This is a genomic window from Actinomadura gamaensis (genome assembly GCF_042652125.1).
GTDB lineage: Bacteria > Actinomycetota > Actinomycetes > Streptosporangiales > Streptosporangiaceae > Spirillospora > Spirillospora gamaensis.
Window position 1 is genome coordinate 242,450 of sequence record NZ_JBHSIT010000014.1, and the last position, 8,865, is coordinate 251,314.

Annotated in this window: 9 protein-coding genes; 4 read left to right on the forward strand and 5 right to left on the reverse strand. The window is 71.3% G+C overall.

The window, feature by feature from the left end:
• Window positions 1-133: 133 nt before the first annotated feature.
• The 3 genes from ACFPCY_RS37555 to ACFPCY_RS37565 form a co-directional block, all read right to left on the reverse strand.
• Complete coding sequence (locus ACFPCY_RS37555; protein ID WP_378263583.1) at window positions 134-1,942, reverse strand: alpha/beta fold hydrolase; 1,809 nt, start codon at window positions 1,940-1,942, stop codon at window positions 134-136.
• On the reverse strand, window positions 1,939-2,523 hold the full coding sequence (locus ACFPCY_RS37560) for a TetR/AcrR family transcriptional regulator (protein WP_378263585.1): 585 nt from the start codon (window positions 2,521-2,523) through the stop codon (window positions 1,939-1,941). Before ACFPCY_RS37560 ends, ACFPCY_RS37555 begins: the two co-directional genes overlap by 4 nt.
• Before the next feature lie 84 nt (window positions 2,524-2,607).
• The gene (locus tag ACFPCY_RS37565; RefSeq protein WP_378263587.1) at window positions 2,608-3,312 is read right to left on the reverse strand and encodes a TetR/AcrR family transcriptional regulator; all 705 of its coding nucleotides are present in this window, start codon (window positions 3,310-3,312) and stop codon (window positions 2,608-2,610) included.
• A 108-nt stretch (window positions 3,313-3,420) separates the two neighbouring features.
• On the opposite strand from ACFPCY_RS37565, the gene ACFPCY_RS37570 reads away from it, so the two are divergent.
• Window positions 3,421-4,155, forward strand: coding sequence for an SDR family oxidoreductase (locus tag ACFPCY_RS37570; RefSeq protein ID WP_378263589.1), 735 nt, complete (start codon window positions 3,421-3,423; stop codon window positions 4,153-4,155).
• A gap of 116 nt (window positions 4,156-4,271) precedes the next feature.
• The gene (locus ACFPCY_RS37575; RefSeq protein ID WP_378263591.1) at window positions 4,272-4,478 is read left to right on the forward strand and encodes a 4-oxalocrotonate tautomerase family protein; all 207 of its coding nucleotides are present in this window, start codon (window positions 4,272-4,274) and stop codon (window positions 4,476-4,478) included.
• 31 nt (window positions 4,479-4,509) lie between these two features.
• Here the strand turns inward: ACFPCY_RS37575 and ACFPCY_RS37580 are convergent, their stop codons facing one another.
• Entirely contained in the window at window positions 4,510-6,078 is a 1,569-nt protein-coding gene (locus ACFPCY_RS37580) for a hypothetical protein (protein ID WP_378263593.1), read from the reverse strand.
• 407 nt (window positions 6,079-6,485) lie between these two features.
• On the opposite strand from ACFPCY_RS37580, the gene ACFPCY_RS37585 reads away from it, so the two are divergent.
• Window positions 6,486-6,698, forward strand: coding sequence for a chaplin family protein (locus tag ACFPCY_RS37585; protein ID WP_378263595.1), 213 nt, complete (start codon window positions 6,486-6,488; stop codon window positions 6,696-6,698).
• Window positions 6,699-7,070: 372 nt separating this feature from the next.
• Here ACFPCY_RS37585 and ACFPCY_RS37590 read toward each other — a convergent pair whose 3' ends face one another.
• Window positions 7,071-7,418 (reverse strand): ArsR/SmtB family transcription factor, encoded by a 348-nt coding sequence (locus ACFPCY_RS37590; protein ID WP_378263597.1) that lies wholly within the window; start codon window positions 7,416-7,418, stop codon window positions 7,071-7,073.
• A 262-nt stretch (window positions 7,419-7,680) separates the two neighbouring features.
• On the opposite strand from ACFPCY_RS37590, the gene ACFPCY_RS37595 reads away from it, so the two are divergent.
• Window positions 7,681-8,634: an NmrA/HSCARG family protein gene (locus ACFPCY_RS37595; RefSeq protein WP_378263599.1), complete on the forward strand. Its 954-nt coding sequence runs from the start codon at window positions 7,681-7,683 to the stop codon at window positions 8,632-8,634.
• The last annotated feature ends 231 nt before the right edge of the window (window positions 8,635-8,865 follow it).

Genomic DNA, 8,865 nt, shown 5'->3' on the forward strand with positions numbered 1-8,865 from the left:
CAGTGTCATCGCACAGCAGCGCGTGCGTGGTGCTCAGGTCGGCAACGCTCAGGTGCCTGCCGGCGGGATCATCGTCGTGGCCGTCATCAACCTGCCCGGCGGCCATCTTCGGTCGCCGGGCAGGTTGGGGGACTTATCTCGCTCGTGGGGCGTGGGCCTCGGTGGGTTCGTGGAGGGCTTGGGACAGCTCGTCCGGGTGTGTCAGTTGGGGGTGGTGGCCGGCGCCGGGGATGACGGTCAGGGTGGCTCGGGGGTGTGCTTCGAGCAGGGCTCGCGCTTGGGGGGTGAGGGGGTCGTTGGAGCCGGTGATGATGTGCACGGTTCCCGGATAGCGCTGCAGTTTGGTCTGGAGGTCGTCGCGCCAGGTCGTCCGGCCGGTGGACGCCAGCAGGCGGGCGGCGGTGGCGGCGGTGGAGCGTCGCAGGTCGGCGACGCTGGTTTCGAGCGCGTCCGCGGACGCCGTGTCGCCGGTGAGGCGTCGGGCGAGGTCGGCCGGGCGGACGCGTCGGAGGTACCGGCGGGTGAGGGGCGTCCAGCGGACGGTGCGTCCCGGATGCGGCTGGAGGAAGAACGGTGCGACGAGGGTGAGCCGGTCCACCGCGTCCGGGCGGGCGGACGCGGCGTCGAGGGCGGCGGCGGCGCCGATCGAGTGTCCCACCAGGTGGGCCGGGCCGGTCTCGGCCAGGAGCGCGGCCAGCCAGGCGGGCCAGTCGCCGGGGTGTCCGGCGCTCAGGCCGAGGCCCGGGAGGTCGACGGCGCGGGCGTCCTTCAGGCGGGCGATGACCGGGGCCCAGGTGTCGGCGTTGACCGGCAGGCCCGGCAGCACCAGGGTGGGGGCGTCCGGTTCGCCGAGCTCGAACGTGCGGAACCCGCCGGGCGTGGTGAACCGGCGCGCGCGTCCGGGGGCGTCTCCGAACCGGCGTGCGGCCAGGTGGTCGGCCCAGCGGCGGATCGTGGTCGCGGTGTCGGGCATGGCCAGGCCGTGCCGGTCGGCCAGGTCCCGGGCCGATGCCGTGGGGTAGCGGTCGCTCGACAGGAAGGTCAGGACCTCGGGGTCGGCCTTGGTGATCCACCTGGGGAGCCGCCTGATCACCGGCACCGGGACCCGCAGGGCGGGCGTCCTGGTCCGGTAGTGGCCGGCGACGAGGGTCAGCAGGTCGGGCAGGGTGGGGGTGTCGTCGTCCAGCAGCCAGTAGGAGGCGCGCTCGGCGGCCCGGTCGGTCGGGAGCAGCGTCATGAAGCGGGCGAGGTGGTCGACCGCGACGACGGGGACGAACGTCCGCGCGTTGCCCGGCACCGCCGCGAGCGCGCCGTTCCAGAGGTCCTTCAGCGTGGTCGCCAGGCCGATGTACTGGTCGGACTCGCCGGTGACGCTGTCGCCGACCACCACCGACGGGTTGACGACCGTCCACGGCAGCGCCAGCCGGTCGGCCTCGGCCCGGAGCACCAGGTCGGCCTCGACCTTGGACGCCTCGTACGCGCCGAGCGTCCGGTAGGCGGTCCGCCGCTGCTCCTCGGTCCAGGACGCCTCGGCGCGTCCGCCCACCCGGTAGCCGGACACGTGCACCAGGCGCCGCAACCGGGGCAGCCGCGCCGCGAACGCGACGATCGCGCGGACGCTGTCGACGTTGGCGCGGCGAGCCTCGTCCACGGTCATCCCGAACCGGTAGGCGGCCGCGCAGTTGTAGACCTCGGTGACGTCGCCGCAGTCGTCCGGGAGCGCGTCCGGGAGCAGCGTCGGGCCGGTGAAGTCGGCGCGCAGATCGGCGGGGGCCTCGGCGCATCCGTGCTCGGCCAGCCAGTCGGCGAGCCGCCGGGCGGACTCGGGCGAGCGGGTCGCGACGCTCACCCGCACGCCGGCCCGGCCCAGTTCGAGGACCAGATGGCGTCCGATGAACCCGGTCGCGCCGAACACCAGCGCGTGCCGTTCCGTCGCGCTCACGACGGGGTCCCGGCGTCCAGCAGCGGCGCGAGCAGGTCGGCGGCGTCGCGCAGCGGCTCGGTCGACCGCCGGGCGCGCGACACGATCACCGCGCCCTCGACCATGCTGACCACGGCGGTCGCGGTCCTGCGCGCCGCCGGACGCGGCCGGCCGTGCGCGACCAGGAGGTCGGCCAACGGCGCGATCCACGACTCGAAGGCGTCCGCGCACGCCTTCCGCAGCCGGTCGTTGTGCGCGCCCATCTCCAGCGTCACCACCGAGACGGGACACCCCAGGGTGTAGTCGCTGTCGGCGAGCATCCCGCCCAGCACCTCCAGGACGCGCCGCACCGACTCGCCGGGCGTCAGGTCCGCCGCCGCGTCGGTGACGAGCGCGCCGAACCGGGCCGCCGCGAGCTCCACGGCCTTCGCGCCGAGCGCCTCCTTCCCCTCGGGGAAGTGGAAGTACAGCGACCCCTTCGGGGCGTCCGCGTGCTCCACCACCGCGTTGAGGCCGGTCCCGGCGTAGCCGTGCCGCTGGATCAGCTCCAGCATGGATTCGACCAGCCGCGCGCTGGTCTCCGCTCCCTTGGTTCCTACCATGGTCAGAAAATAGACCGGTCTATATATTTCTGCAAGCGCGCATCGGCTCGCCCGGGTCGGCTCAGGCGTCCCGGAGGAGCGCCGTCACTGCCGGTCGGGTCGCGTGATGCGTTCGAGCCATCGCCGCAGAAGAGCGGTCTCGGTCGGCTCCAGGGCCTCGGGCTCGGCGAGTTCGAGCTGCGCGTGCAGGCGCAGCGCAGCGGTGTACAGCGGGTCGGCGTCCTGCTGGGCGGACGCTTCGGTGAGCACGTGCGAGAACACGGCGTCACGCATCCGGTGGGACGGCGCGGGATCCTCGAACAGGACCGGTCTGGCGATGTGGTCCAGAGCGGTCCCGACGTTCGCCGAGAGGATCAGCTGAGCGGCGGTGCGCGGTTCGAGCCTCAGCGCGCCCGCCGCCGCGCAGCGGGTGAGGGCCGCCACCAGCAGGTCCATCACGCGGTCCCGCGCCGTCGAGCGCGACCACGGCCGCGGGGTGAACATCAGCTGGTAGAGGGCCGGGTTCTCCCGCGCGAACGCCATGTGGCCGTCCCAGCCGGCGCGCAGGTCGGCGACCGGGTCGCCGGTCTGCTCCTGGGCGGCCTTGAGCGCGGTGTACCGCTCGTACCCGTGGTCGGCGACGGCGTCCAGGAGCCCGCGCTTGTCACCGAACAGCCGGTAGAGGACGGGCTGGGTCACGCCGACCGCCTCGCAGACGGCGCGGGTCGCGATCTCGTGGTCCGCGGACGCCGCCAGTTGCCGCTCCGCGGCCTCGATCATCGCCGCGCGCAGCGGTTCCGTCCCTGCCATGCGATCAATGATACCGCCAGCCGCTAACGATGCTACGAAGATGTGCTACCGTCGTGATTAACGGCGATATGAATCCCTCGTATCGCCGGTAAGAGCAGGAGGTCCTCCATGAGCGAGCAGCGTGTGGCCGTCGTCAGCGGCGGCTCCCGCGGGATAGGCAAGGCCGTCGCGGCGGCGCTGGCGGCACGCGGCCTCGCGGTCGCGGTGGGGTTCCAGGGGGCGGCCTCCGCCGCGGCGCGGGTGGTGGAGGAGATCACCGCGTCCGGGGGCCGGGCGATCCCCGTCCAGGCCGACGTGGCCGACGAGGACGCCGTCGCGGCGATGTTCCACGCCGCCGAGGAGGCCTTCGGCGGGGTCGACGTGGTCGTCAACTCGGCGGGACGGCTGGCGCTGTCCCCCATCGCCGACCTCGACCTGGACGAGCTGGACGCCCTGCACCGCACCAACATCCGCGGCGCCTTCGTGATGGCCCGGGAGGCCGCCCGCCGCGTCCGCGCCGGAGGTGCGATCGTCAACCTCTCCACCTCCGTGGTCGGCCTCCAGTTCCCGGCCTACGGGGCGTACGCCGCGAGCAAGGGCGCCGTCGAGGCGATGACGCTGGTCCTCGCCCGCGAGCTGCGCGGACGCGACATCACGGTCAACGCCGTCGCGCCCGGCCCGACCGCCACCGAACTCTTCCTGGAGGGCAAGGACGAGGCGACGATCCAGCGCCTCGCCCAGCAGCCGCCGCTGGAGCGGCTCGGCACACCCGAGGACATCGCAGAGGTCGTCTCCTTCCTCGCGAGCCCGGCGGGCCACTGGGTCAACGGGCAGGTCGTGCGCGCGAACGGCGGCATCATCTGAGGCCGCCGACGGCCGCTGATGGCCGCCGCGCCGAGTTCCACCACCGCGTAGGCATCGAGGACCTGCCGTCCTCGACCGCCTCACTGCGAACCACCACCACGAGAAAGGTCGTCATCATGCCGTTCGCCAACCTCAAGGTCCCCGCCGACACGCTGACCCCCGAGTCCAAGAAGAAGCTGATCGACGCCGTCACCGACGCCTACGCCGACGTGTACGGCGAGCGCGCCAGGGCGACCACGCTCGTCCTCGTCGACGAGGTCCCCGACGGCGGCTGGGGCCTCGGCGGCGACGTCCTCACCGCCGAGATGCTCGGCCGTAGCTGACCCGTCCCCCGCGCCGGGCCGGAGACGCGGGTCAGCAGGTGCCGTAGAACGTCTGCGACACGGTCGGTCCGCCCTCGGTCCAGGCGTTGACGGTGGTGGACCGGTCGCCGTGGAAGCGGCCCACCCGGGTGTTGACGGTGTAGTGGGCGTGCCCGGCCGGGATGGTGATCGAGGCGGGCAGGTCGGGGAAGAGGTTCACGGGCTCGTTCGACAGGTGCACGACCGTGTCGGTCAGCGCCGGATAGTTCAGGGCGATCTTGATCTGCGCGGTGCTGCCGTAGGTGACGTTCCAGGTGCCGAGGATCTGGTTCACCTGGATCGGCGGGTAGACGTTCAGGAAGGGGAACCGGTACACCCCGGCCATGCTCGCGGTGATGGCGACCTGGTCCTCCGCGGTCACCCTCTCGGTGTTGATCGGGAAGGTGGCCGAGGCGGCCCCCTCGGGGACCCTCACGGTGGTCGGCATCCTGGCCGGCCCGCGGTAGAAGAGTTTGACGACCTGGCCGCCCGGCGCCGCCGGGCCGGTCAGCCGCACGGTGCCGGTCACCGGCGCGCCTCCCAGCACCCGGGTCTTGTCCAGGTAGACGCTGTCCAGCGCGGCGTGCGACCGCGGGCTGACGGTCAGGGTCACTTCTTTGGCGGTGCCGTCCAGCCGGGCGGTGACGGTGACGTTGTGGGTCGCCGGTACGGCTCCGATGCGGAAAGCGAAATGCCCGCTGCGCCTACCCGCCGGCACCCGGACCGCGCGCGGCAGATGAACCGCCGGGTCGGTGGCGGCAAGGGCCACAGTCACCGGCGCCGCAGCGGGACGAGTCAGGAAAACGGTACCCGTGCCCGTGGACCCAGCCGTGGCGCGGGCGCTACTGAGCGCCAAGCCCGACAACCGCGCGCCCGCCGCCTCCAGCACCAGGACCCGGGTCTTGGTCGTGCGGCCCAGCCGGGCGGTGACGGTGACGTTGTGGGTCGCCGGTACGGCTCCGATGCGGAAGGCGAAATGCGCGCTGCGCCTACCCGCCGGCACCCGGACCGTGTGGGGCAGATGAACCGCCGGGTCGGTGGCGGCAAGGGCCACAGTCACCGGCGCCGCAGCGGGACGACTCAGGAAAACGGTACCCGTGCCCGTGGACCCAGCCGTGGCGCGGGCGCTACTGAGCGCCAAGCCCGACAACCGCGCACCCGCCGCCTCCACCACCAGCACCCGGGACTTGGTCGTGTGCCCCAGCCGAGCGGCGAGCACGGCCCTGGTGGGGCTCGCCACGACCGTCGTCCGGCCGTGGAACACCGCCTGCGCGCTGCCCCGCTTCACCGTCACCCAGCCCGGCAGGACGGCGGCTTTGGAGCCGCTGCGCAGCACCACCCGGGTGTCGTGATCGACCTTGCAGCTCACGACGACCCTGCCGGTGATGGTCGACCCGCCCGGCACCCTGCCGGGAAGGGCCATCGCGATCAGGTGCGGGTCACAGCAGGTCTTCGCCTCCGCCACCCCGGCCGCGGTCCCACCGAACCCACCGATCATCCCGATCAGTGTCGCACCCGAGAAAACCACCCGACGCCGCACAAGGCCCCCTTTGAATCGCCCGAGACCTCGCATCCCGGCCATGATCAATTCCCGAACCGGTCGGCCGCTGTTCAAGCGTTGGAACCCGACGCCCAGAACCTATGCACCGCGTGCGCTCGCCACCCCTGCGCGAAACCCTAAGCGCAGCAAAAACGTCTACTGAAATGAGTAACAGAGAGCCCTGGCCTGCCATGACGAGCCCTTCTCCGGCGGCAGGCCCGGCGAAATCAAGCCACTCCGGCTACGGCGGAGCACCTGGCCGCATTTCTGACGGTAATTGCATTGCGAACGGCAATCCCGGAACTCGCGTCGGCGGGCGTGACGGGGGCCGTGGGGTCGGCGGCGGGGTGCTGGCGGCCGGCTGGGCACCCCCCGCCACTGATACCTACAGTGATGGATTTACTACAATTGGTGGCGTTAGGTGGATCAACCGCACTGAAGGAGCAACCATGCGACACATCGTCCACGCCACCATCCTCGCCGCGAGCGTCTTCGCGGCCCTCGGCGCAGGCGCCACCGCGGCCAGCGCCCAGGACCCCGAGCCGACCGTCGCCGGAAACGGGTTCCAGCCCTCGGCGGCGGACGCCGACCCCTGCGGCAACACGTTCAACTTCGTCGGGATCCTGAACCCCGCCGAGGGCAACATCTGCGGCAACAGGTAACGGCACGGCCCGACCCTGCCGCCCGCCCATCGGCGCCCGAACCCGGGGCGACCACTGCGAACGGCGCCGCCGCCGGCCTGCCGGCTGGGCAGGGTGGGTAACGCACTGGAAGACCGATGAGGTCTGGAGGGGACGAGCCGGTCGAGGCCGCGAAGCCTACGGGGGCGCTGGCGGCACGGCTTGACGGATCCCCGAACGAGCGCCGAAACGGTGATGCGGTCTTTTCGCACTCCCGTACGTGCTGGCCAGTGCCTTCATGCCGCGTGGAACGGAGGATTCACATCCCTCCCCGCGGCCGGGGCCGCGTGAGGCGCACGCGGTGCGGTTACAGCTCAGGCACCGCGTGCGCCCGGCCCGGACGTGAATTTCCGGTCACTGCTTGCTGCGGAGCAACTCCGTCAGCCGAGCCACCGTGTCGTCGTCGCGCTTGTAATGGGTCCATTTGCCGATGCGCGTGGACCGGACGAGGCCGGCGCGCTCCAAGGTCGCCATGTAGGACGAGACCGTCGACTGCGCCAGCCCCGACTTCGCCTGCAGATGGCTGACGCAGACCCCGAATTCGTCGCGATCGGCGATCGGCTCCCATTGCGCGAACTCTCGATGAGGGTCCTGGAGCCAGTTCATGATCTGCAACCTCGTCGGGTTCGCCAGGGCCTTCAGGGCCTCGACCGCGTCCTCGAGGTCGGCCGGCCCCGAGTCCGCCGCGCGCGACTTCGCCATGAAGGCTCCTCTCTCGTACCCACGCACCACTATATCTCGATGTGACGCGCCGGGCCGGGCCTCGCGGCCGTCCACGCAGGCCAGGGCGGTGCCCGGACGGCGATCGGCGGGCGACCCGAGCCCGTTCCCGCGCCGCGCGACATATTGACGCATCGCGATGTTTCGATATGATCGTGCTGCAGTCACCGCCCGGCGCCCGCGTGGCCGGCGCTCCGGCCGGTCGCTCTCGCGCGCATCGGGCCCAAGAGGAAAAGAGTGCGTGATGTCCCCCACCGCCAAGCCGTTGATCGTCGTCTCGGGCGCAACCAGCAAGCAGGGCAGGAGTGTCGCCACTTCCCTGCTCGAAAGCGGAAGGTTCCGGGTCCGCGCCCTGACGCGAAACGCCGATTCAGCCCAGGCGCGGAAGCTGGCGACGATGGGCGCGGAAATCTTCACCGTCCCCCTGGCACTGGATCACCAGCGCGAGTTCGCGGAAGCCTTCCGGTCGGCCGATGGGGCTTTTCTCATGACGCCGCCCGTTGCGCCGCCGTCCACCGACGAGTTCCCTCTTGGACGCCAGCTCGCCGATGCGGCGGTCGAGGCCGGCGTGGGGCACCTTGTCTTCAGCACGCTGGAGAACGTCCAGGAGCGGACGTCGGGCACCAAATACGCTCCGCACTTCACCGACAAGGCGCTCATCGCGGACCACATCCGGACCCTGCCGGTCGCGCACACCTTCGTCATGCTGTCGTTCTTCTACACGAACGCGCTGGAGTACTACGCGCCTCGAATCGAGGGCGACACGGTACTGATGCCCTTCTACCTGCCCGAGGACTTCCGCGCTCCGTTCGTCGACCCGCTGACCGCGACCGGCCCGGCCGTCCTCGAAGTGTTCTCCAACCCCGACGCCTACCTGGGCGCTTCCCTGCCGGTAATCGGCGACGTCGTCTCCCCCGGCGAAATGGTCGAGGCCTTCTCCCGTGTCACTGGACTCAAGGCCGAGTACCGGAGCGCCTGCTCCCGGGAGGGACTGCTCACCTACTTCCCCGAACTCGGAGAGAACCCTCTCCTGGTGGACGAGATCCTCGGCATGGCCGAGTACGCGGTCGAGTTCGGCTACTACCGGGAGGACCGTGACATGGAGTGGAGCCGAAGCGTCGACCCCGGCGCGCTGAGCTGGGAAGGATTCCTCCGTGCGACCGATTGGCGCGGTGCTCGAGTCTCTTTCGGCGGGTAGCACCGGAGCCTCGACCAGCGGTCCGACGACGCCGGACCAAGCCTGGCCCGAGGTGGCGCCAGGTCGGCGCGGGAGCCGCTGCACGGACGGGGCGGCTCCGGCAGCGGAGCTTGGCTGAGGATCTACGAAAATCTGTTGTGATCAAGGTAGATTTTCGCGGGGAGGCCGGGTAGAGTTCCTGCCATCGACGACGAACAAGTCCATGAGAGCGGGCAGAGGACGAACTGCCCG